Consider the following 22,798-nt stretch of genomic DNA (forward strand, 5'->3'; position numbering starts at 1 on the left):
TAGAAATTGAACAAGTCAGATCAATTACCGGCAGGACACTTCTTAGCCATTTCCGCAAGCGATTGAGACAGTTTCTCAGCTGTTTCGGAGCCTTCCATGACAAATGGGAAATTCGGATTCGCAGTTTCGCCGTTCGGCTGTAGGACCCAAGCGTCTTGGGTATAGCTCATGTTCGGCTGCGGCGGGTAGATACTGCTAAAGCGTTGAACGCTGTGTGACTGCCCGCTAATGTGCAATGGGATCGAGACGTTGAGGAAGCTGTGCTCAAATCGATTCGTGCCAGCGATGTCTTTGTGTTCCACGAAGACAACCTCACAAGGCTTAGGGAACTGAACTCCGGAGTAGTGAAACGTGACTCGTGAGTACGCTCCGTGGCCATCTGCCTGGAACACAGTTGCGCGCGTCAGCATGAGCACATCACGAATCCATCGCTGTTCAGTCGTCAGCTTGGCGGCAGAAACTTTCGCACCTGGCACGGGAACCACCGGTGCGGTCTGGCCCTGTCCACCGGCAAATTGGGTACTGACACAAAGTAGAAGTAGCACTCCACTGAGTCGTTCGGCGAGCACGCGCAGCATCATTTCTCGTTCTTGTCCTCAGTGAAAGCGTGCTCAACCCAATCGCAAATCATGTGCAGGGCCAATTCGTGACACTCCTGGATGCGGGCAGTTTCCTTCGAAGGTGCGAGGAAACATCCATCCGCCAGTTGCAGCATCTTACCACCGCTGCCCCCAGTGATTGCGACCGTATAGGCACCGATCTCCTTAGCCTTTTGAAGTGCGTTACATACGTTTGCGCTATTGCCGGACGTAGAGATGCCAATCAGAACATCTCCTTTACGACACAGGGATTCGACCTGCCGGACAAAAACGTAGTCGTATGAATAATCGTTTGCCAGCGCTGTGAGAATCGATGTGTCGGTTGTCAAAGCGAGGGACGCCAGACTGCGGCGTTCGCGTCGAAAGCGGCCGACAAGTTCGGCGGCCATGTGCTGGGCATCTGCCGCGCTTCCGCCATTACCACACCAGAAAATCGTTCCACCTCGCCGGATCGCTTCGATCAGTGAGTCGGCAATCTCTTGCAGGAGAGGAAGGCTCGAAGCCATTTGCTCGATCGCACGAATGTGATCAGACAGCGAAATCGTGAATAAATTTACAGTGGTTGGTTCCGGCTTTGTCATGTCCCTTGTTCCGCTCGTACTCGGATTCTGCTTCACGGTACCTCGGGTGCCCTTTGGAGTTGATCGTCAGGCAGGGGTTTCTTGGTTGTCAGTTGCGCAGTAGCATAGCCACTCGGCTGATAGCCCAAAAGCTCGCTATATCGCGCTACAAGAACGACTTCCGAATTCTCCCAGGCCAGATCGCTTCGGAAGCGGTCCCTGCCTTTCTGCGACATTTCCTGGCGAAGCGCACTATTCAGAAGCAGGCTGCGTATGGATTCAGCCATGCTCTTTTCGTCGTTCGGTTCCACGTACAGTGCGCAGTCTTGCGCAGTGTTGAAATGCTCCCGCAGTTTGAACGCCACGACCGGCCGGCCAAACGCCAGGTATTCGATCATCTTGTTCATCGTCGAGAGATTGCTCCACTCCGTCAGGGGATCAGGATCCACACACACATCGCTGGTTGAGAGGTACGCCCAAAGGTCTTCGTCGGAAACACGCCCCGTGAAGTGAGTCATCCCTTGCAGACCCATCTCGGTTGCGAGATTGCGCAAGCGCTGCTGATCCGGGCCCCCTCCCACGAAGACGAAGAGCGTGTCGGATTCGCCATACTTGGATTTGTAATGAGCGATTGATTCGAGCAGGATATCCACGCCATCCTGTTTACACATTTCTCCGAGATACGTGACCATGTGTTGCCGGCCGTTTTTCAACTCCGGCTTTGTCGCGTCCAAGTCGGCCCATGCGCGCCGCGGGCCGCTGCGAACAATCGCGATTCTTTCGGGCCGGATTCCACCGCGCTGCTCGGAGATATCAAAATGTGACTGATTCACAGCGATCACCATGTCAGCGGAACGCAGGGTCCTTCTTTCGAGAAAAAGAAGACCCTTGTAGAGAATTCCCTGCTTCGAGCGGCCCTTCGCTACGAACATCTCCGGACAGAGGTCATGATGGTCGAAGACGAACTTCACCCCGAAGATGCGAAAGAGCAGCGCTAACGCGAAGTACGTATCCGGCGGATTGCACGCATGAATTGCATGAAACGGCCGTCGCGCGTATGCGATCACCGCAAAACACAGAGTCGCCAGCCAGCAGTACACAAACTCCACGAAGTATCCGAGAACGCCGGCGTCTGCCTCATAGATGAGCGGATAGCGATATACCTCTACTCCCTCCAGGATCTCATGGGTCTTCTTATAGATCTTTTTCTTTGGAGAAATGACGGTCACCCCAAAGCCCGCGCGCTGCAGGCTCGTGGCCTCCTGCCAAACCCGCCTGTCGAAGGGCACGGGGAGGTTCTGGACGATGATCAGGATGTTCCGCTGCTTGTTTTTCGCCATCCCCGCTATCCTGCCTTGGCAGCCGATTGCCGTGGATGAAGTGCGAATGGACCGGTCAGGTCGAGTATGTGATATCGATCGCGATGGGCCTGAAGTTTTTCGACGCCTTCGAACTTGTGCCCAATAATGATGAGGTCGCACGCTACAGCGAGTTCTTCGATCGACTCTGTGAGCAGAGAGGAAAGATGCACCAATCGCTGTTGGATGTACTCACGATTCGCGCCCACCAGGCGTGCCACGGAGACATTCGGGTCATAGATTCGCAGGGCGAGTCCTTTGCCAACGAGGCGCTCCGCCAGTTCAACGAATGGGCTTTCGCGGAGATCGTCGGTGTTCTTCTTAAAGCTTAAGCCCACGAGACCGATGCGACGAGCACCTGTCTCGAGAATCGCGTCGAACGCACGCTCAATCACGCACTCGTTGCTATCCAACACGCCGCGCAGCAATGGCAACTCAATGTCCGCAACCTTGCCGGCATAGAGGAGGGCACGCACATCTTTCGGAAGACAGGAACCACCAAAAGCAAAGCCAGGGCGCAAATACCGATGAGAGATGTTCAGCTTATTGTCTTTGCAAAACACTTCCATTACAGCGTCACCGTCGATACCGTTCTCGTGGCAGACCGCTCCGATTTCATTCGCGAATGCGACTTTGAGAGCGTGGAAGGCATTACTGGCGTACTTCACCAACGTCGCTTCCTTAGCGCCAAGAACGTACACCGGAGCGCTGAGATCGGAGTACAAGTCGCGGAGCATTTTCTCTACCTCCGGCTTGTCAGTACCGATCACCGTAAAAGGTGGGTTCTCGTAGTCGGCAATCGCCGAGCCTTCACGCAAAAACTCCGGATTGATGCAAAGTTCTGCCAACCCTGGCACATGCGTCGCGAACAGCTTCGTCGCCTCTTCGAAAACACTGGGGAGCACACTGCTCCGGATGACGATGACCTGTTTGCGATCTAGCAACTTGATAACATCCGCTATCTGTTGACAGGCCCGCAGCAAGTGGCCGGCGTCGATCTGGCCGTTCTTCCGGCTCGGCGTCGCAACCGAGACGAAGCAAATGTCTGTTTGTGCGAGAGCTTCGGACATGTCGCACGTGGCGCGCAGTTTGCCGCTCGAAACCGCCGCAGAGAGCAATTCAGCGAGCTTTGGCTCGATGATCGGCGACTTCCCTTCGTTCAGTGCAGCAACCTTGTCGGCGTTGATATCCACGCCCCAGACATTGTGCCCTCGGCTCGCCAGGCACGCCGCTGAAACTGCACCTACATATCCCAGACCCACAATAGAGATGTTCATCTACGCCTCAAAACTGAATTCGTGTCTTAATGGATTGCGTTCCGCGAATACGCAGCGAGCGGCGCACCGTGGAAGTCGGATGTTTTACGTTAAATTCCGTCGATCGCCATCCCAGAATAGGCGATTCCGAACCGTGGATGATCGCAATGTCGCCTTGCTGTCCTTCGAAAGTGAAGTCCAATTTCACCCCATCGCCCTCGGCGCGAATACTGCCGCCCGGCAACGCCTCCGGCGTCAGCGATTCAACGAGGTGCCAATATAGTTCGATGGAGTGATCGCCCTTACATTCGAAGGCGTCTTCAACTTCGATCATCCGTTCCTGCTTCTTCACCGTTACTGCGCGACGATGTACCACCGGATCAGAGAGCCGGGTGTAACCATCGTGTTCCGCTGCAATGCAGATCTCGGTGGCCTCTTCGGCGAAGTGCTTTACCTTCACGTTCGCCTTCTGGTCCCACAGGAATCTTCCGCGCATGACAGATTGATCTTGGCCATCGACTCGCGCGGTGTTGTGCGCTGCAGTGCCTCGAAAATACGCACGCCACTCCGGATGGGAATGGTACGCATAGGTACCGGGGTCGACAAGAACGTACCGGTCTTTCACTGCCAGCAATAACGAAAGGGCATCTGCATGACCGTGCGCCGCGATGGTTGTGAATCCCAGCGGACCCACGTCCATTACGACTTTCCAGTCATCGGCCTGTATTACGGCGATACCGCCTTCACGCAGGAGTTCCGCAGTTCCGACTTGCGGCGTACTCGCGCGGCGGACGATCGGTTCTGTTGCTGGGCCGAGCAATGCCTTGCTTGCAACCGTCCCGCGGGGCGCAAAGGACAGGTATCGTTCATCATCGAAAAGCCCAGCCCCCAAACTCATGACTGCTTGCAATTCTGATTCATTCGGAGAAAACAAGAATCCGCGGGCATCATCCGAGTCACCAAACCATGGCAGGTCGCCACTCTTCGTCGCGACGAGAAGAACATAATCTAAACCCTTGCGGAGGCGCTCGTAGTACGCCCCTTCAAAGGCGTCGCCAGAGTTACGTGCGACCAATCCGGCAAAGAGCAACATTTCGAGCGTGAAGAACTGGTACGACATCGCTTGCTCGCGATTTACACCTTCCGGAGTGAACTGCGCGAGAATCTCACGTTCCAGTTCTCTCCGAGCGAAGTCTCGCCAGGTGTCACATTCATTCCACCAGGGGAAGCAGGTCGCACCCACATACAATCCAGCGAGTTCCCCAATCAGGTGGTTGTTCGCGGAAGAGTAACGGCTCAAATGCCGCCGAATCGCCTTCATATGCAAGTAGGCTGAAGTCGCCAACTTCTCGCGGAGTGCTTTATTGCGTGCGAAGTGTTCTCGCATTGTCGGAAAAATGGCAGCCCAGGAGATGAGCCGTAAACCGAATTCCAGGCTGCTCGTCCAGTTCACACCCTCCATATACGGATTGCTATCGAGCCAGTCCGATAGCGAGCGCGCAACGATGTCCGACGCGTCCGGACGGGACGAGTATGCGAGCGCACTCAGATGCTGGTGACGGTTGATCTCCCAAATGTACTTAATGTCGCCAACTACTTCGGGATCGCGGATATCCAGGCTGCGCGAGAATTTGCGCTCTACCGACTTGGAGTTGCGGTAATCACGATGCCAGTCGAACTCGAAATCCGCAGGGAACTCGAGATCGAAGATTCGTATCTTTTCGAACGAGGCGCCGGCCCGGTTGAACGTGACAGGGTATTTCCTCGGCGACCACCATTCCCCGTGGGGAGCCTGAAATTGCGCGCGTTGGCCTTTACCCAAATAATCAATGGGTACGTTGGCGGCCTGGCGAGTGCGATAAAGCACCTCCGCCGGCCCCATCTGGCGCATACGTGCGAAATACCAAGTCAACTTATTCAATGTCGACGCGACTCCGAGTGCGAATGGATTCCAACGCCGCAAAGGTTACCTTTGACGTTGCCTCCAGCGACCCAAACGGAATGGGAGATTGCCCATTCTTTAGGCCGTCCATTACTGCCTGCATCTCAGCCGTGTGTCCTTTATCTCCGGAGTACGACTTCTTCTCATCTTTGCGGCCGCTATACATTACGAGCGACTTGAAGCTATCCATTACCGCTGACCGGCCTCCCGCAAAAGCTTCGATGTACTCCTTCGGCATGGAGGGTCCACCGCTGGCAAGGTAGAGAATGGATCCGACCGATCCGTCATCGAACGTAATCTGCACAACCGCGTTGTCGTGGTTGTAGCGGCCCGCTTTATCTGCAGGGGCACTTGCGTAGACGCTCACCGGTTGCGCGCCTGCGAGGAATTGCATGGTGTCGACGAAGTGGCACATCTCGCCGACGGTTCGTCCGCCTTGCGCGGAATCCTGGTACCAACTGTTAAGCGGCAAGTAGCCGGCATTCACTCGGTAATGCATGGTGAGAGGTTCGCCAGCGCCTTGGAAAAACTTCTTCATCGTCTTTAAGGGGTCAGAGAACCGGCGGTTATAGCCAACCATCAAGAAAGGAGAGTTGCCGCTCTCGGCTGCTGCCCGATACGTGGCGCCGATTTCTTCCAGTTCCTTGCTGCTGATCGCGAGCGGTTTCTCGACGAAGACACGTTTCCCCGCCTGGAGTGCCTCCAGAACGTAACGGCCATGAGTATCGTGTCGGGTGCTAATAAATACGAGCTTTACCGCAGGATCCTGGAATACCTCTCCAGGGTCGGTGGTAAACGAACGGAACCCGAATTTCTTCGCCACCGAACTCGCGTTTACAGGTTTCGAAGTGGCAACCAGCTCGAACTGAGCGCCAATTTTCTTCAATGGCGGAAGCAGGTAGGATTGCGCAAAGTTCCCGGCGCCGATAAATGCGATGGCCGCTGACGACTCGGGCACAGCCTTTGTGGGCGAAAGATCGATGCGCCGATTCGCCGCCGTTCTCTCGTAAGTTGCATCGGGATAACTCAGCAGAATTCCTAGATACGGCGTCTGCGTTTTTCCCGTAATGATGTCGTATGCCTCGAGCGCCTTGTCCACGGGGATGGTATGGGTGGTCAACGAACGCACGTCGAGGCGCCGTTCGGCGATCAAATCCAGCGCCGATTCCATGTTCCGCTTTTCGGTCCAGCGAACATATCCGATTGGGTAATCGTGCCCACGCTCTTCGTATTCGGAATCGTAGCGACCCGGCCCGTACGAACAAGAGATCCGGAAATCGACTTCCTTCTCGTAAAAAGGGCTGCGCGGGATATCCATTCCCACTGCGCCCACTACTACCACTTTCGAACGTTTCCTCGCGTACTGCATTGCCAGTTCGACAGGCTCGCTCGATTTCGTTGCCGCCGTGACGATCACCGCATCGCTGCCGCGACCGCGCGTAAACGCTTCGACCTTGCCGACGGAGTGCATATCGCTAACCGCGCACTCGGAGCAACCAAACTTCTTCGCCAACTCAAAGTTCCGATCGCTGATATCGAGACCGATGACGGCGCAACCACTCGCCTTCAGGATCTGCACGGTGATCAAGCCAATCAGCCCGAGGCCCATCACCACAACTTTTTCGCCGACGCGCACATCGGCTTGGCGAACACCCTGCATCGCAATCGCGATCACGGTGGTGTAGGCCGCATCATCCATGGCGACGCTCTCAGGAACAAGCGTCGCGAGATTTTTCGGAACATAAACAATCTCCGAATGAGAAGCGTATCCAACTCCGCCGCAAGCGACCCGATCGCCAACCTTGAACTCGTCAACGGCGCTCTCCACAACGATTCCCGCGCAGCTATATCCGAGCTCTTTGTAGTTGTCGAGACGGTTCTGCACCTTCTCGATCGTTGCCATCAGGCCTTCGCGCTTCACGTTGTCCATAACCTGGCGCACGAGGTCTGGGCGTGCTTGGGCCTTGCCGATCAATGAAGCCTGCGCCGTCGTCACCGAACTTCGTTCGGTGCCCGCGCTGATCAACGAAAAGAAATTGCGGACGAGAATGCCGCCGCTCTTGAGCTGTGGCACCGGCAGCTCTTCGACGGTAATGTCACCGGTTTTCTGATATTGGATAACTTGTTTCATAGCCTCTCAGTCGTTTCTATCCGATGCCGACGCGCGAAAGCGTAGCAGCGTTTCCGCCTTGGCGACCTTGTGTGAGCACGAACGGAAACTTTCCGTTCGCACCGCGCGGAATACTCTCGCAATACTCAAACTCGACCGAGGTGTCTGACCCCAATCGAAGCGCAGCTTCCTCGCGAATCGCTCGCTCGTCGGGCGCGCCGTATTCAGGAGTGCGTACCACGCGTAACACGACCTTTCCTGCCGCGGTTTGAACGACTTGAGCTTCGACTACGTTCTGACTGTCTTTGAACAAATGATCGAGACGTCCAACGTAGCGCCCATCAGCGGCAACTATGTAGTCTTCGCTACGACCTGCGATCTCATGAATTAAAACCCCGCTCCGGCCGCATCGAGAAACTTGGTTCTTGGAAAGTACGACCCGGTCACCAATGTCATAGCGAACCAGCGGAAAAGCATGATTGCCGAATCCTGTGCAGAGCAGACGCCCCGTCTCGCCAGGAGAAATAGGATCGTTGTGCTCATCTACAATCTCGATGAGGCTGTGCTCCATTTTCAAATGGCGTTCGCCTAGTTCGCATTGCACAATATTGCCGCACATTTCGGAGTTGCCGTACCAGTCGAAGACACGACATCCAAAAGCCGCCTCAATGGCTTCGCGCTGATAGTCGAACAACGTCTCAGAGGTTGTGAAGATACCCCGTGGCCGAACCCGTCCTTGGCCATAGCGCTGATAGGCCAGCGCCAACAAATAGACCGACGATGGATAGCCATTAATCATGACCGGCTGCCATGCGTCGAGCGCTTTTGCATAGGCCGAGAAATTCTTCGGCGACATGTGGTACGAGGAGAGAATCAGCAACTGGTTTGCTGAGTCCTCTACCCAGAAAGGCGGCGTCTTTCGGTCATAGTGGGCAACAGGATGCCCTTGGCACGCGGCGATCGGCTCGCCTGAAAGAAGGCTGACATTGGCCCACATATAGTGCAGCTCGCGAAATGCATATTCACGCTGAAAGCAATATTGCGAAATTGGGAAGTGCAGAGACTTTCCTGTCGTGCCGCTTGTGTGAGCCCAGCGAACCGCCAACTGGTTCAATTCTTCCCTACAGAGCTGGTCTTGAAGGCTTCGTACAGTTTGTTTCGTCAGAATGGGCGCATCCTTAACTGTTCGGGTGCTCCGCATCTGTGCATAAGCGGAATGTTCGCGGTAAAAAGCTGTCCGGAGAACCGATTCGCTCATGAACTTCTGAATCTCCTCGCTTTGATGGTCGAGCAACCGGGAACTATCCCACCATTGCGAATCAACCAGCAATGCCAGCGCCTCGTTATAAAAACGCCCGTAACGCAATCGCCGCTGGTTCTTCCCGTAAAGACTCGCACAAATATTCTTCACCGAGAACGGCATGCTGAAATACAGACTGCGCTGCAGCTTTGAGCCGTAATTCATGTCGGCATCCCGGCGACTGCATCACGTTCTAACTCGACCTTGCCAAGCCATCCAAAATGCGGCCGAAACTCGTAAAGCGATTGGTGAGGCCACTCAACAAGTTTGCCAGTCCAATCCGCGAGATTGCTGCAGGTACGGATCGAGTGGTGCGAGGCGATGGTTAACGGATAGCGATGAGATTCGAACGCCCTCCTAATAAGAAGCAACTTCTCAAAATCGAAGCCCATCAGTTGGGTACAAACATCGTCGACGGCGACCGGATCTCCACCGGCAATGACGACCCCACACTCCTTCGCCGTACCGGCAACCGGGCCGTTTCCCTCCATCGCAATGAATCCATCCACAACTGAGAAATATCGCTTCGGACTATCGGTACTCCTCATCGAGCCGTCAGGATTGGCATACAGTAGGATCCGGTTTAGATCAAGCGACATTCTCCAAACCGTATCGTTACCGTGCCAATTGCCGGACCTCACAACGTTCTCATTGTTCCCAAAGATGCGGTATGCCGCCCGTTTCGTCTTTCGTGAAATGTAGCGCACCACAGGGTTCCCCTTCACCAGGAAGCTCTTCGCCTTGAGCACGAGTGAGTTCTCGAGCTTTTGTTTTGATGAGTCTCTATCGAACTGATCGCCTCCCGCACCAGGTGAACCTAAAACATAATGAGGTAACCAATTCTTATCGGCGTTGATCCCGACCAAGCCTTTGAGATTTAGCGTTATTCCACACTTCTTGTGGGTCTTAAGCTTCGGAATGCTAATGAATACATCAGCTGAAACTGGACTACGCGAAATGAGATATTCGTGCTTTCCGTCACAGTGATGGCTGTTCGTCTCCGGAACGTTATAGTGCGCCCCATAGTAGGTCTTGCCTTTGCCATCAAGCTCGGAAAATAAACTATCGTTGTTGAGACTTACCTGAATGCTCCCGGCTGGGTCTCCATCAAGGGGTACCGTCTCGACATAAATTCCATCTCTTTCGATCCAGTGTTCCTTACGGAGATCGACCATCGCGATCTCGAAATTCTGGGTCTTAGCGTAGAGCTCCTGAATCGCTTTTAATCCCATTCGTTCGATGATCAGCTCAAACTTCGAATCCGTTTGTGGAGCGTCGCCAAGCGTTATCTGGCCCTTACCTTGTAGCGCAAGATACGCATAGTCAACTACGGCACGGATTACCGAGCCGTGAGTAATGACATGTTCCCATTCATCGGTGAGCTGATGCTTATGTGCGATCATGTTTGGTTTCAGAAACACATGGTCGCCCGGCTGAATGAGAGAAGACAGAGGATTCCACGCTGCCATGCCGAAGTTTGCGGAATCAAGACCAAGCAGCCGAAAGGACTCTCGCACAGCATCGTATACGGAGTTCTGTTCCGTTCCGATCGGAAGGCCGACTGCAAGTTCTGGATATTGATCGCTCGGGTGAAACGGCGGCAGCTTTGGGTACCGCACCTGACCGGAGCTGCGATGAATCGCAACTTTGGGCTCGGCATTATGTTGTCCGTAACGATTCATTGAATTGCTATAACTCCAAGGAAAGCTTGGCATCCATTGTCGACGAAAGTGTCGTTAAAATAAGAACTTGGCCTATGACCGCCTACTCTGGGGATCGCGTTGGATCGATCATCTTCGCAGGTTCTCGTGAGACCTTTGCCCCTTTGTCCGAGCCGACACGTTGCACTTCACTCAATGGCACTGGATTGGGAGATCCCCATATCCAGTGAGCGTTTCCACCACCGAGCAGGTGATATTGGTTATTTTCGAAAACGACGTTTCTCGCCGTATCCAATGGCCCACTAAGTCCGCTGCGCCCACTCGATCCCAGGAACGTAATGATGTTGTCATACACCCGAATATCGTGGGCGACATATGGACCAAATTTCCCTTCGCCGCGGTTGCCATTCGCAACTCGTATGGCGTCCGTACCGTTCGGAGGCACCTCAACGACGTTGCCATAAGCTTGTACATTCGAAGAAAGAATGATGATGATTCCGACTCGATTGCCGGACACGAAATTGTTGCGGATCACAGCATCATAGCTAATTTCATGCACAATTCCGGCGCCCGTATTGTTGAGAACTCTGTTTTTTTCGTAGACTACGTGGATGTTATCGATGTCGGTCCAAAGCCCGTTACCGTAGTTCGCTTCAACAACATTCCCACGAACCAAAAGGTGGTCAGAGCCAGAGAATTTGGTTCCACCCGCCTCCCAAACGATTTTGAAACCCGCATAGTTGTTGTTCGAGATCGTATTATCCAAAATCTGGATATTCTCGCCGTGTGCAGCCATTCCGAGTTGGCCATTATGATGAGAATTACTTGACTGAATTATGCTGTTACTGCCCACTGCAATGCCTACACCGTGATTCCAACGCGTCTCAACGTGACGAATTATCCACGAGTGTGCGCTGCCGTTATACCCACCGACCGCCCCAGTCTGTGGCGAATTAGCATATTTTTCGACAGTAAAGCCGTCAATCGTCACATCGGTCGCCGATCCCGCAAAAGCAAGCGGCGCGGATCCTAACTCTACTTTATGGCCGGTCGGATCCACACTGATGTACGCTTTCAAAGACGCCTGGTCGTAGTACCAGGTTCCAACCGTTAGTTGAGATCTATCAAGCACCAGGGTCTGCAGTTTGTCGTCAATAAAGAGATCGTTCAAGATCAGGCATGCTGGGCGCGACGGCTCGCAGGATCCGTTTCTCGAGCGACCCAACTGCTCACTGATGCTCCAAAGTTTCCCGTCCTGCCTAAACGTGACCAGCTTCGCCCCATTCAGAACAGCCTGCCCGTTTCCACGAAACGAATCGCCAGTTTTCGGGGTGATCGAAGCCATGCGATAGTCACCCGCCGCGAACTCAAACTGCGAGCCAGCCGGGGCATTCTTGATGATGGACGCGAAATCCTGATCAGGTTTCAGGCGAACGACACTTGAGGCATTCGCGGCGAAAGCCGCGGATGCGAATCCGAGTACGGTCACTTGCAGGAATATCAAAACATTCTTCGCCAAACTAACCTCCAACAAGAAACGCTACGCCCCATCCACGGAGACAACCTCGGACAAGCTACCTTGTACATCGAACACCTCCGCGGTAGGGGTGGGCGATGGATATCGAGCGATGATCTGCTGACGATGACGCGTCCAATGAAATACGTAATAAACGACAATGCTACTTTGGCCCGCCAAAGACGACAGTACGATTCCCGTGACGCCCCAGAGCTTTCCGAATGAGTAAATGGTCAGAAGGCTGACCAATGCAAAAGCTGCATTTCCGCGCAGGATCGCGCGGGAGTCTTGCATTCCGCGGAAGAGCTGATACCACATATTTGCGGATATCTGAATTACAAGGCAAGCCAGTTGCAATACCATAGGCCAGTAAAATTCGACTAGAGCCGCACCATATGTAAACCGAAGGATCGGTCGTCCGAAGACGACAATCGGGAGAAAGAGTGCACTAAAAAACAGTGTTCCCCCGATGATCGCGATTCGCATGTAGCGGTGAGCGCGTAGAACTCCGTGATGTTTAAGCTCCTCGGTAATGCGGATCGGGACGAAGTTCTCCAGCGAACTCAGAGCGACGTTGACTGGACCTGCGAAGTTCTGCGTCGCACGGAGCCCTCCCGCCGCTGCTGCGCCGACAATGTAGGTCCCGACCAGGAACACGCCTTGCAGGCCTGCCCACCGCATCTGGTTTGCAACAAACAGATCGCGCGCCAAATGCCGCGATCGGTTCCAGACCTCTCCCAATCGATCAAACGCCGGTCTCAGGCCGTCGGTAAAAGGCGCCATCAAGCCGCCAGCCAGGGACGTCGCGAACATTGTGACAAACGTGGAGAACAGCGTGAGCCGACCGGTTTTCCAAAGCAGAACGAAGATAACGAACTGGATGAAGTAGCTAATGAAGTCGCTGGCAATCGCGAGTTTGCTCTTATTCGCCAAGAAGTAGTAGCGTCGCACCCAGTCCTGGAATTGGAATGTACCCGCAGCTCCCGCCAGCGCAACCGCGCTGGCAACCGAGAGGTAGCCGGTCAAGAAGTGGATTATTCCGGCGCCGAGACCGAACACTACGAACAACAGCGCGCTGGTAGAAACCTGGAGCGCCATCATCCCTTCCACGAAACGACGCTTCTCGCCTTCTTCCATCGCGGGAGCCAGTGTCAACATCGGCGAATTGATAAGACTCATCTCCAGCGCATTGGCGTAGAGAAGAATGACAAACGCCACACTGAACTTTCCGAATTCAGTCAAGCCTAGCCCGCGCACCAGAACCACACTGGCCGCGAAGTTCGACCCGCTCACTAAGACCTGATCGGCAAGCGAATAGACGCCGCGGCCACGCAGAACTCTCGACTTTAGTCGAATGATGGATGACTCTTTCAAACTGTCGCCCTAAGATGCTTTTAATGCATAAGCTACGAAGTTTGAATCTTCGCGGCGGAATGCACATTCTGCGAATCCAGCTTCCAACAGGTGATCGCGCATCCTTCTCATCGTCCATCCCCATCGATGACAGAAGAACTCTGGATGCTTTGCGCGGGACTCGCTCATATCGCCATGTGCCCGTGACATATCTTGTCCACCGTACAGAATGTCTAACTTTTCTTCGAGTGAGTAAGCATCGGATGTAATAATGTATTCGCAATCGGGCACTCGGATCTGCGCTCCTCCACCCGCCCTCAGTGTGCGCGCAATTTGCCCAAGCATCGCCACCGCCTCCCAGTGATGAACGTGCTCAACGACATCCTGCGCAAGAATGAATTCCGCGACTCCGGCACCCAGCGCTTCGTCCAGTGGTTCATTCGGCACTCTCAGAACCTTGTCGACTTTGGGAATCGCGTTCGAGCCATCGATATTCAAAAAACCCTCGTGATAGTCCAGCCCGCAACCGACGTTGATGCGCAGGCCAGAGCCCCGCGACAATGCCACAACCCGTTGAATCACCGGATGGCTGGTTGGGCTGGCTAACACTCCCACTCCATCAGGCTTACGTTTCAACAAAAATCGGGCTGCCCCTCGAATTCGCCACCCAACACTGGTAAGCATCATTCCCATCTAATCTCCGTTCTTCAAGTCCTGCCGCTTGGAGCGCGCCAACCATCCTTCAGGATGGCGATAATTCCCTGACCGCCAACTGCTCTGCTGACCTGGTATGAAAATTTCTCACTCGGCCGTGCGCAATCTGACGCGCTTCATAGCTCTGTACGCGCAGGCAGGACACGCCGAAGCCGATAATCGACCAAAACAAAATTCCACCCACTGGCCCTTCGATGTAAACATCGAAACTCAAGTTGATAAAAGCAGCAATCCAATAACATAGAACCCATAGATTCACCGAAGCCCAGAACTGGGCTCCCGATCGGGCAGCGCGGCGGTAGGCCCGGAGCATTCGGAAGAGAAACACGAGATTCAGCGAGGCCCACATCACGAGACCAGGAACTCCCATGCGCGCTAGCACTGTCATACTTCCATTGTGAGGGCTACGCGTTGTCTTATCGTCCTCCGTTACATGGGGCGGGCCATCTTGCAACACCAGATTGATTCCGAAGCCTTTTCCAGTCCAGAAATAAGGGCCGAAAACAGTGTATTGAACTATGTGCCTCCACCAGATAAGTCTCCACACCTTTGTATTCTCAAGATCGGTCTTCTCATCTCCTTGGCCCGCTATGCTATACAGGTTGTTTGTAATCTGCTCCGAACTGAATTTACGGCCGTGTATATTGATCTGGATCAGATTCGATTCCAAGATCATTGCCAGCAGGAAAGTTCCTGCAACGGCAAATACGCCAACCTTCCAGGCTACTCTTCGCAATTTCAGAAGTGAAACCAGGGCCATCGGAATGATGATGGCAAGAACCCCAGCACGAGTTCTGACTAGTACAAACATCGTAGCGCCAAACCATCCGGCTATAGCAACGCCTTGCATGGCCGAGAAACCTCTTCTCTTCCGCGCGGAGCTCTGCCTCTCAAGGATCAACCAGAAAAGTGCAGCTGCCGCGAGATGGACACTTGCATCACCGGGCTTCAACATAACGATGGCAGCGTCTCGACTCCACGGAACAACGGGCATCAGCGGCCTCAAAGGACCGGATAGCAGGAGGATAATTGGCAATAATGGCATGTACCAGCGAAGGAACTTGCGGTAGGCGTTAAGCCCACTCGCAATTTGCTCCGCGCTATTGACGGACGCCACAATGAACAGCGCGGTAAGACCGTACCCCCAAAGGACTGCGTCTCGGATCGCATCGAAGTGGTACGTCGATAGAAATGGGATAGTTCGGCAGGCCCCCCAAAAGGCGAAGAGTCCCCAGAGTAAAAGCACACTATCGCTCGCCACTAACGTCGCTCTGCGAGAAAGTAAGAATATCGCGAACCCAGCAACGAGAACGCATTCCCCTATGAAAAGGTATGCGAAACCCTTGCCTAGTAGGGCATAACCTACCAAGCAAGCCATTAGCGCTTTCAGCCAGACGTTCTGCAGCCTTGTCTGTGTAAGGTACATTCTCGCCCTGTGTCTATTGTCCGATCGCCATTTGTCGCTCTTGAACCAAAACTTGTTCCAGCGCCGCCAGATACGCCTTCTGAGTGTCATCGATTTTCGCGGCGAGACGCCGAACGTAGTCGTCGTAATTGCGCTCAATGTGTTCAACACGCTCGATCAACTTAGGACCGTCGATCTGCCGGTGATCGTAGGCTGGCAGTCCAAACTGCTCGATCAGGTTGATGCGACTGTCACCTCCGACAACTATCGCCGGGCGGCCGAATGTTGCTACCGCCGCTGCACCATGCACTCGATTGCATAGTCCATAGAGTGCCTTCGAATAAGCCTTAAGCAAGACGATCGGGTCTTTGCTTACGATCCTTGGATGCTGAGGAAACCATTCTGCCGCGGTCTGATCTTCATCCACGGAATGGGAGACAAATAGGATGCGGTGTCTTTTCTCGATTTCAGGGACAACCCTTTCGATCGACTTCCGCCACTCGTCGGGACGGCCGCGATGGCCGCGACCACTGTGCGAAGCGGAGCGCATCAGATTGATCGCAACATACTCTGGTTCCTGAGGCTCGAGGAAGGCTCCTTTTGCTGAGAGAATAGAAGAACATGGGATAGTCTTGACGGGGAACCCAAGATGACCGAGGATATCGCGGCTAATCTGGTCGCGCACTGTCGTAACTTGAGCTCGTGACAATGCGCGCTTAAGGAATCCGCTCACCGTAGAATCATTCGTGATCGCGTCAATTTGCTCCTGATTCGAAACGCTTGTGCCCGCCGCGAGATTCAATACAGGTACTTGTCGCAACTCGTCAAATAATCGTTCCCAGATCGGCGAGACCCACTCGGCATTGGCGCAGGTGGATCGAAACAGAACGGGTGAATTGCGCCAGATGAACGGTGTACCAGCAAATACCACGATATCAGCACTCTCGAGATAGTTCTCTTGCTTACGGCCTGGGCCGCCGGCGTACAAACGGTAAAGCATAGGGGAGAGCAGCCGGTGCGGCGTGCTCCGTTTTTGGGAGAACCCAGAAAACAGCGTCCTTGGATCGTGTTTGTGAATTGGGCGCAACCTTGCGTCCGGAAATTTTTGACGAAGTACGTGTTCCATACCTAAGCGAATGAACTCATCGCCCGGATTAAAGTTGAGCGTTGAGACAAGCGTGATATTCAAAATGCCTCCAAAGACGAGGCTCCCGCTTTTGCTTCGGGGCCGGATTCGAGCTATTTTTGAAGAAAAGCGGGCAAGTTCAAAGAACTTCCGAAGGCGAACTTTTTTGCACTGCCCGCGGAAACCTTCTCGAACGCAACAATGACAGACTTGCTTTCAATCTCTCGCATAATTTTCTTACCAAGTTCAATATTTGAATCCACCAAATGTATCGGGCCGTTCGATGTGAGCGGAGAAACAACGATCTCGCAGTTAGGAGAGAACGGAGCCCAGAGCGGCAAATGTGCGGGACCAAATAGCGCTACCAAGGGTTTCTTGAGCGCGCTTGCTAGGTGCATCGGGCCGGAATCGAGCGTAATGAGGGCCTCGCAACTAGAAATTATTCGCGCGAGATCGAAAACATCCTTTGCCGACAAAATCTCCTTAACGGAGAAACCAGTGGCTTCGGCGGACTGAGACTCTTGTCCAGGGCCACAAATCAACACGGGAACTAGGCTGCGCGCCTTAAGATATTCGACAACGGTAACCCAGCCTTGCGTCAGCCAGAACTTTCCTGGCCACGGGGCGACGGCAACGATACCGATTCGTCCATTAACCAGGGCAGAATTTTGAGATAAGTGACTCAAATTCGGGGCCCGCATCGGTTGGTTCGCAATCCTTAGTGGCTCCAAAAACGCAAGGTTGTTTTGCCAGCGCATTTTGGTCGTTGAGCACTCGGGTACAAGACTCGCGATACCCGGTGGAACACGCGAAGTCGAGCCAAGGAACCGATCGAATGAGTACACCTCGGTGCATCCGACGGCGCGAAGCCAGAGAATGGAACGTACATCGCCGCGAGGGTCAACCCCCACCGCACCTTTCAGGCTCGCGCGGGAACACTTCGCGTGATGAAGGACAACCTTCACAAATCCTATAAAGCCGAGTTGCTGCCAAGTCTTCTCCATCGAGATGCAAGAAGCATCTGGGAGGAGGGCATGCCATCTCTGTTGACAAAGGACTGTAACCTTCACGCCCGCTTGGGTCATAAGCGACACGAGCGGCTCAAGCGAAATGACATCGCCCATACCGTATGGCTCAACTAAGACTACGTGCTTGCTTCGGGTAGGGTCCGCTTCATTGAAGAGCATCTGAAAGAGCCGTAAGACCCAACAGACCGAGCTAAGGAGCCACACAGCAACATGCTTCCGCGCACCAACGCGAACGCGCCCATTCGATGGCCTCGCCGGCAGAGCGAGCCGTTCCCCACTTTCATCGCTCGTAGGCACTACTGCACCGCGTAGATCGTTGCCGAGGCAACTTGACCCATGAATTGCCGGGTGTTCAAGAACGTCGTCTTCAGCCAGTTTGCCGGAACGTAGACAACGTCCTCTGGCTGCAACTCGAATGGAAATACCTGGCCCTTGTTGGCTTCGTCATACTGAGCCCGAATCTCCGACATGCTCCCATCAGCGTTCTTACGAACCACGCGAACTTTTCCCGTGTCGGCGCCCGGTGCAGTTCCTAATGCCAACGCGATCGCTTGATTGACGGTCAAGTCGCCTGCTTCCTGCATCACATATCCGCCGGGACGATTGACCGAGCCCAGGACATAAACGATTCCGGCCTTGCGAATAACGAGCGTATCGCCTGGATTGATCGTAGATGCAAGCGCGGTCGGATCATCATTCCGTCGCGAAAAGTGGATCTTCTCAATTTTGTCCGCGGGAGTACCGTCCCGGTGGACGAGAATCTCGTTACCTGCCATTGCGGTTTGGCCACCAGCCATCGCCAAAACGTCGAGCAGCGTACGGGAACCGATCACTGGGTACCGTCCGGGCGCACCAACCTCGCCGAGCACGACGATATTTTGCGTGCTGTACTCCGCGACGTTCACAACCACATGCGGGTCCTTCAAAATTTCTTCGGAAACTAGCCTGGTCCGGATCGCGACTTCCGCTTCACGCAACGTCATTTCCTTCACGAGCACGTCGCCGGCGAGAGGAAGTTTCACCTGGCCCGTGGTATCGAGCCGATAGGTCCCATCAAGATCAGGTTCCTCGAATACGTGGACCTCGATCATGCTGCCCGGCGCCAACTTCAATTTGGAAACGTCCTCTGGCGCAACCACAGCACCCGAGCGCATGGTATTCCCCGGTCCGCCTTGCGCAGATCCCATCGGTGATCCAGCACTGCGCATTTGAAGTTGTAACAACTGTTGCTGGAGCTGCTGCTGATTCGAGGCTTGCCCATACATCGTGGCAGGCACGCTGCTGGCGATCAAAAGCAGATTGCGGGAGACTAAAAAAATCTTCCTAAGCATGTTTAAGCATTCCCGTTCGAGCCGTACGAGTCATACCCATAGTAACCATGGGAATAGTAGTAGTCGGTGCCCTTGGTATTGACGGCATTTAGCACCAATCCGCGCAGAGGCGCCTTGTTTCGGCGCAAGACCTCGACTGCTTTGCCCAGCGCTGCGCGAGTGATTATTCCGGCGCGTGCGACCAGCACCACGCCATCCACTCGAGACGAGATGATCGCCGCATCGGAAACCAGCATTGCCGGCGGGCTATCAATCAGCACGAGGTCGTATTCAAGTACCACTCGCTTGAGGAGGTCCGAGAACACGTTCGAAGCCAGCAATTCTGCGGGATTCGGCGGAATTGGCCCCGCACAAAGAATGTCGAGGTTTGGCGCGCTCGAGTCCTTCTGAATGAAATCACTCGGTTCTGCGACCGACGTCAACAGATTACTTAGGCCGCGGTCGTTCTCCTTCATCGCGTGCTTATGGAGGGTCGGTCTGCGCAAGTCGGCGTCGATTAGTAGGACGCGTGTTCCTAGGCTGCCAAAGCATCTGCCCAATCCATACGTCGTGGTGGATTTCCCTTCTCCAGGCAATGAGCTTGTTAAGAGTAGCGACTTGGGCGCCGATCCCGCTTGCGACAACAACAGCGTCGTGCGCAGCGAGCGAAATGCCTCGGTGGCCATCGCTTGCTCGTAGACCATCGCGGTCGGCCGCCCCGGCTTACTCCCATTGCTTCCGTTGGCCTTCGCGCGTCCTGCTGCGCGCAGAACCCGCGGATTCTCATTCACAATCGGGATCACACCGAGGACGGCGATCCCAGTCAATTCCTCGGCGTCAGTCGTGGTGGCAACGGAGTCATCCAACGTTTCGACCACAAACGCCAAAATCAATCCAACGAAGAGCCCGCCCCCTAAACCGACGATTCCGTTGACGAGCGGATCCGGATGAGAGGGTTTAGCGGGAGGTAGTCCGGCGCTAATGACTGCGACATTCGTGCTCTTGATACCTTCATCCAGCTTCGAAACCTCCAAGCGTCCGTAGAGGGTCTCATAGAGCTGTCGCGTCGAGTCGGCCTCCTGCTGCAACACCGCGAGTCGAATCTGGGAGTCGTTGATCTTGTTCGCTTCCTGCTCCTGCTTCTCATAGGCTTGCCGCAATGCGTCTTCCGACTGCCTCGCGAGTTCGAGATCTAGCTCTGTACGATCGACAATCAGCTTAAGCTCGCCCTTAATTTGGGAGTCGACATCCGATAGTTGTTTGTCGACGTCCACCAAATGTGGATTTCTGGCTCCGTAGATCTGTACTGCTGACGCCATCTGTTGCTTCAATTGCGATTGGCGTTGACGCAGGGCCTGGAGGTTCGTAAACATCGCCGCCTGCGCCTGATCCGTCGGAGAAGTGAGCGACTCCGCGCCCAGACTCGTGAGGCGATCCAAGTCTCCCGATCTCGCAAGACGGTACAGCGCTTCTCGCGTGACACGCGATGCCTCAGCTGTCACCAGATCTTGATTCAGTGCAGTCAATCGGTCCAAAGCAGGTATATGCAGTACCGGTGCAGCGGCGGGATTCTTCGGATCAGTGGCGGTAATCGCGATCAATCCGCTCTCTTTCTCGTAATTGATCAGTTTTTGCTGCGCCGCTTCTACCTGCTGGTTCAAGTCCTTGATCTGTGCGCTCATCCACTCCGATGCTTGCGTTGTGGATGCATTTCGCCGAGTAAGCACGTCCTGTGTGTATTGGCCAATAAGGGTGTTGAGTACCTGCGCAGCAAAATTTGGGTCGGGGTCTTCGAACGCGATTTGGATCAAACGCGTATCCGGAATCGGCGTAACCGTGAGTGCCTTTCCGAATTTCTTCAACATTGCTTCACGTTGACGCGGGGCATTGCGTAACGGCAGCCCTTGTTCCGAAGTCACGCGCCCACTGGGAAACAGGTGCCAATACGACCCGATGTGTTTCTCAAAGCCGGTTCTCTCGATCGTCTCAATCGCAAGGTCATCGCTCTGCAAAATCGCGACTTGCGTTTGAACCTCCGTCTTCGTGTCGCCGCTTCCGCCGCCCACCGTACTCGCCAGGGTATCGAGGGCACTTCCTAGGGAGGCATCCTGGTCCTTCTGAATCTCAATCGTCGCGGAACTGTTGTAGTAGGACCGCATCACAAATGACAACAAAAGCGCACAAGCAAGACAGGCACCGGCGGCCCCGAGAATCAGGTTCTTGCGTTTCCGTAAAATCCTGATGACCTGCCTTAGAGACAGATCTTCGTCTTCGAGTCCGGCGTTTGTCGTGGATTGTTCGGAAACCCCGAGAGGAGGCAATTCCGATTTTCTAAACAAGGAGTCCATGCGCTTCAAAACCTTCCGTTGGTTGTGCGATCCACGTTAAGTCCGGTCAATTCGAGGACTGCCGCTAAAGGGGCGGCTCATTACCGGGGGTACCAACGATTCGATTTAGCGGTTTCAGTCAGTGTAGCGCACTTTTACCCACGCTCTCCGCTAATTCCACCTAACCCCACGTCCTAATCCCCTGCAAAACAACGGTTTATGTCACCCCGCGCGAAGCGCGGCGAGACAATCGCTGAAATACGGCAAAGACATTCGCAATCCCTCCTCGAGGCTAACCCTAGGCTCCCATCCCAGCAGCGACTTCGCCTTCGAAATATCTGGCTTGCGCTGTTTTGGGTCATCCTGCGGCATCGGTTCGAAGCGAATTGACGAGGATGATCCGGTCACTTCCTTGACCAACTCGGCACATTCTAGAATTGTGAATTCTTTGGGATTTCCGATGTTCGTCGGAAAGTGCTCTTCAGTTCTTGAGAGGCGTAAGATGCCCTCCACTTCGTCGGCTACGTAACAAAAACTCCGCGTTTGCTTGCCATCGCCATAGATGGTCATATCCTCGCCTAAAAGGGCCTGTTTCATCAGGTTCGATATGACACGACCATCATTCACCTGGAGTCGAGGGCCATACGTGTTAAAAATTCTCACGATCCGAGTATTCACACCGTGATACCGGAAGAATGCCATCGTTGACGCTTCCGCAAATCTCTTCGCTTCGTCGTAGACGGATCGGGGGCCGATCGGATTTACGTTCCCCCAATACGTCTCGCGCTGCGGATGCTCCAGCGGGTCGCCGTAACACTCCGAGGTCGAGGCGAGTAGGAAGCCGGCGTTGTACCGTCGCGCGTATTCGAGGCAATTGAAATTTCCTACTGACCCAACCTTCAGTGTCTCCACGCCGTGCTCGATGTAGTCAATCGGGCTTGCCGGCGATGCAAATTGAAACAAAAAATCAAATGCGCCGACGTCAAACGGCTCACAGATATCATGCTCGACAAATCCGAACCTGGAATCTCGCGCCATGTGCTCCAGGTTCCCGGCGCTACCAGTCACAAAATTGTCGACTCCAACGACGTCATGGCCCTCGGCCAATAAAGCATCGCAAAGGTGCGAGCCGAGAAATCCAGCTGCTCCCGTCACCACAATTCGCATTGACTCACCTGTTGACTCGATCCCACGCTGCACAATTCGTTCGGAGCAAGTCCTGATTTCATAACT

17 protein-coding genes are annotated in these 22,798 nt (G+C 54.3%); all 17 read right to left on the minus strand.

Translation table 11 applies throughout. The annotated features are described in order from the left end of the window. Positions 1-20: 20 nt before the first annotated feature. The 17 genes from ACID345_RS19635 to ACID345_RS19715 all read right to left on the minus strand — a co-directional run bounded on the left by ACID345_RS19635 (position 21) and on the right by ACID345_RS19715 (position 22,732). Complete coding sequence (locus ACID345_RS19635) at positions 21-581, minus strand: hypothetical protein (protein WP_011524588.1); 561 nt, start codon at positions 579-581, stop codon at positions 21-23. Beyond that, a complete protein-coding gene (locus ACID345_RS19640) occupies positions 578-1,180 on the minus strand; it encodes a D-sedoheptulose-7-phosphate isomerase (protein ID WP_011524589.1) in 603 nt (200 codons plus the stop codon). The genes ACID345_RS19635 and ACID345_RS19640 overlap by 4 nt, the downstream gene beginning before the upstream one ends. 32 nt (positions 1,181-1,212) lie before the next feature. After that, a complete protein-coding gene (locus ACID345_RS19645; protein WP_011524590.1) occupies positions 1,213-2,499 on the minus strand; it encodes a glycosyltransferase family 4 protein in 1,287 nt (428 codons plus the stop codon). 5 nt (positions 2,500-2,504) lie between these two features. Next, a complete protein-coding gene (locus ACID345_RS19650; protein WP_011524591.1) occupies positions 2,505-3,794 on the minus strand; it encodes a nucleotide sugar dehydrogenase in 1,290 nt (429 codons plus the stop codon). A 7-nt stretch (positions 3,795-3,801) separates the two neighbouring features. Continuing rightward, on the minus strand, positions 3,802-5,694 hold the full coding sequence (locus ACID345_RS19655; protein WP_148210185.1) for a heparinase II/III family protein: 1,893 nt from the start codon (positions 5,692-5,694) through the stop codon (positions 3,802-3,804). Further along, the gene (locus ACID345_RS19660) at positions 5,687-7,846 is read right to left on the minus strand and encodes a bi-domain-containing oxidoreductase (protein ID WP_011524593.1); all 2,160 of its coding nucleotides are present in this window, start codon (positions 7,844-7,846) and stop codon (positions 5,687-5,689) included. The genes ACID345_RS19655 and ACID345_RS19660 overlap by 8 nt, the downstream gene beginning before the upstream one ends. Before the next feature lie 16 nt (positions 7,847-7,862). Continuing rightward, positions 7,863-9,290, minus strand: a complete 1,428-nt coding sequence (locus ACID345_RS19665; RefSeq protein WP_011524594.1) for a phenylacetate--CoA ligase family protein — start codon at positions 9,288-9,290, stop codon at positions 7,863-7,865. Further along, complete coding sequence (locus ACID345_RS19670; protein ID WP_049761983.1) at positions 9,287-10,807, minus strand: DUF362 domain-containing protein; 1,521 nt, start codon at positions 10,805-10,807, stop codon at positions 9,287-9,289. The genes ACID345_RS19665 and ACID345_RS19670 overlap by 4 nt, the downstream gene beginning before the upstream one ends. Positions 10,808-10,889: 82 nt before the next feature. Next, positions 10,890-12,305: a right-handed parallel beta-helix repeat-containing protein gene (locus tag ACID345_RS19675; RefSeq protein WP_011524596.1), complete on the minus strand. Its 1,416-nt coding sequence runs from the start codon at positions 12,303-12,305 to the stop codon at positions 10,890-10,892. Between the two features lie 21 nt (positions 12,306-12,326). Then, complete coding sequence (locus tag ACID345_RS19680) at positions 12,327-13,676, minus strand: lipopolysaccharide biosynthesis protein (RefSeq protein ID WP_011524597.1); 1,350 nt, start codon at positions 13,674-13,676, stop codon at positions 12,327-12,329. Between the two features lie 9 nt (positions 13,677-13,685). After that, on the minus strand, positions 13,686-14,348 hold the full coding sequence (locus ACID345_RS19685; protein ID WP_011524598.1) for a hypothetical protein: 663 nt from the start codon (positions 14,346-14,348) through the stop codon (positions 13,686-13,688). Positions 14,349-14,397: 49 nt separating this feature from the next. Then, complete coding sequence (locus ACID345_RS27060) at positions 14,398-15,363, minus strand: O-antigen ligase family protein (RefSeq protein ID WP_187148867.1); 966 nt, start codon at positions 15,361-15,363, stop codon at positions 14,398-14,400. A 445-nt stretch (positions 15,364-15,808) separates the two neighbouring features. Next, on the minus strand, positions 15,809-16,963 hold the full coding sequence (locus tag ACID345_RS19695) for a polysaccharide pyruvyl transferase family protein (RefSeq protein ID WP_011524600.1): 1,155 nt from the start codon (positions 16,961-16,963) through the stop codon (positions 15,809-15,811). A 50-nt stretch (positions 16,964-17,013) separates the two neighbouring features. Beyond that, complete coding sequence (locus ACID345_RS19700; protein ID WP_187148868.1) at positions 17,014-17,904, minus strand: glycosyltransferase family 9 protein; 891 nt, start codon at positions 17,902-17,904, stop codon at positions 17,014-17,016. Positions 17,905-18,224: 320 nt separating this feature from the next. Beyond that, positions 18,225-19,259, minus strand: a complete 1,035-nt coding sequence (locus tag ACID345_RS19705; RefSeq protein ID WP_011524602.1) for a polysaccharide biosynthesis/export family protein — start codon at positions 19,257-19,259, stop codon at positions 18,225-18,227. A gap of 2 nt (positions 19,260-19,261) precedes the next feature. After that, positions 19,262-21,586: a GumC family protein gene (locus ACID345_RS19710; protein WP_011524603.1), complete on the minus strand. Its 2,325-nt coding sequence runs from the start codon at positions 21,584-21,586 to the stop codon at positions 19,262-19,264. A gap of 201 nt (positions 21,587-21,787) precedes the next feature. Further along, positions 21,788-22,732 carry a UDP-glucuronic acid decarboxylase family protein gene (locus tag ACID345_RS19715; RefSeq protein ID WP_011524604.1) on the minus strand — a complete coding sequence of 315 codons (945 nt, stop codon included), beginning with the start codon at positions 22,730-22,732 and terminating at the stop codon, positions 21,788-21,790. Positions 22,733-22,798: the final 66 nt, after the last annotated feature.

Source organism: Candidatus Koribacter versatilis Ellin345, assembly GCF_000014005.1.
GTDB classification, from domain to species: Bacteria; Acidobacteriota; Terriglobia; order Terriglobales; family Acidobacteriaceae; genus Korobacter; species Korobacter versatilis_A.

Bases quoted from the DNA above. Each gene is read 5' to 3' on its own strand.
- ACID345_RS19650 (WP_011524591.1), bottom strand. From the start codon at position 3,794: ATGAACATCTCTATTGTGGGTCTGGGATATGTAGGTGCAGTTTCAGCG.
- ACID345_RS19670 (WP_049761983.1), bottom strand. From the start codon at position 10,807: ATGAATCGTTACGGACAACATAATGCCGAGCCCAAAGTTGCGATTCAT.
- ACID345_RS19640 (WP_011524589.1), bottom strand. From the start codon at position 1,180: ATGACAAAGCCGGAACCAACCACTGTAAATTTATTCACGATTTCGCTG.
- ACID345_RS19645 (WP_011524590.1), bottom strand. From the start codon at position 2,499: ATGGCGAAAAACAAGCAGCGGAACATCCTGATCATCGTCCAGAACCTC.
- ACID345_RS19715 (WP_011524604.1), bottom strand. From the start codon at position 22,732: ATGCGAATTGTGGTGACGGGAGCAGCTGGATTTCTCGGCTCGCACCTT.
- ACID345_RS19705 (WP_011524602.1), bottom strand. From the start codon at position 19,259: ATGCTTAGGAAGATTTTTTTAGTCTCCCGCAATCTGCTTTTGATCGCC.
- ACID345_RS19660 (WP_011524593.1), bottom strand. From the start codon at position 7,846: ATGAAACAAGTTATCCAATATCAGAAAACCGGTGACATTACCGTCGAA.
- ACID345_RS19700 (WP_187148868.1), bottom strand. From the start codon at position 17,904: ATGGAGAAGACTTGGCAGCAACTCGGCTTTATAGGATTTGTGAAGGTT.
- ACID345_RS19685 (WP_011524598.1), bottom strand. From the start codon at position 14,348: ATGGGAATGATGCTTACCAGTGTTGGGTGGCGAATTCGAGGGGCAGCC.
- ACID345_RS19710 (WP_011524603.1), bottom strand. From the start codon at position 21,586: ATGGACTCCTTGTTTAGAAAATCGGAATTGCCTCCTCTCGGGGTTTCC.
- ACID345_RS19665 (WP_011524594.1), bottom strand. From the start codon at position 9,290: ATGAATTACGGCTCAAAGCTGCAGCGCAGTCTGTATTTCAGCATGCCG.
- ACID345_RS27060 (WP_187148867.1), bottom strand. From the start codon at position 15,363: ATGCCCGTTGTTCCGTGGAGTCGAGACGCTGCCATCGTTATGTTGAAG.
- ACID345_RS19635 (WP_011524588.1), bottom strand. From the start codon at position 581: ATGATGCTGCGCGTGCTCGCCGAACGACTCAGTGGAGTGCTACTTCTA.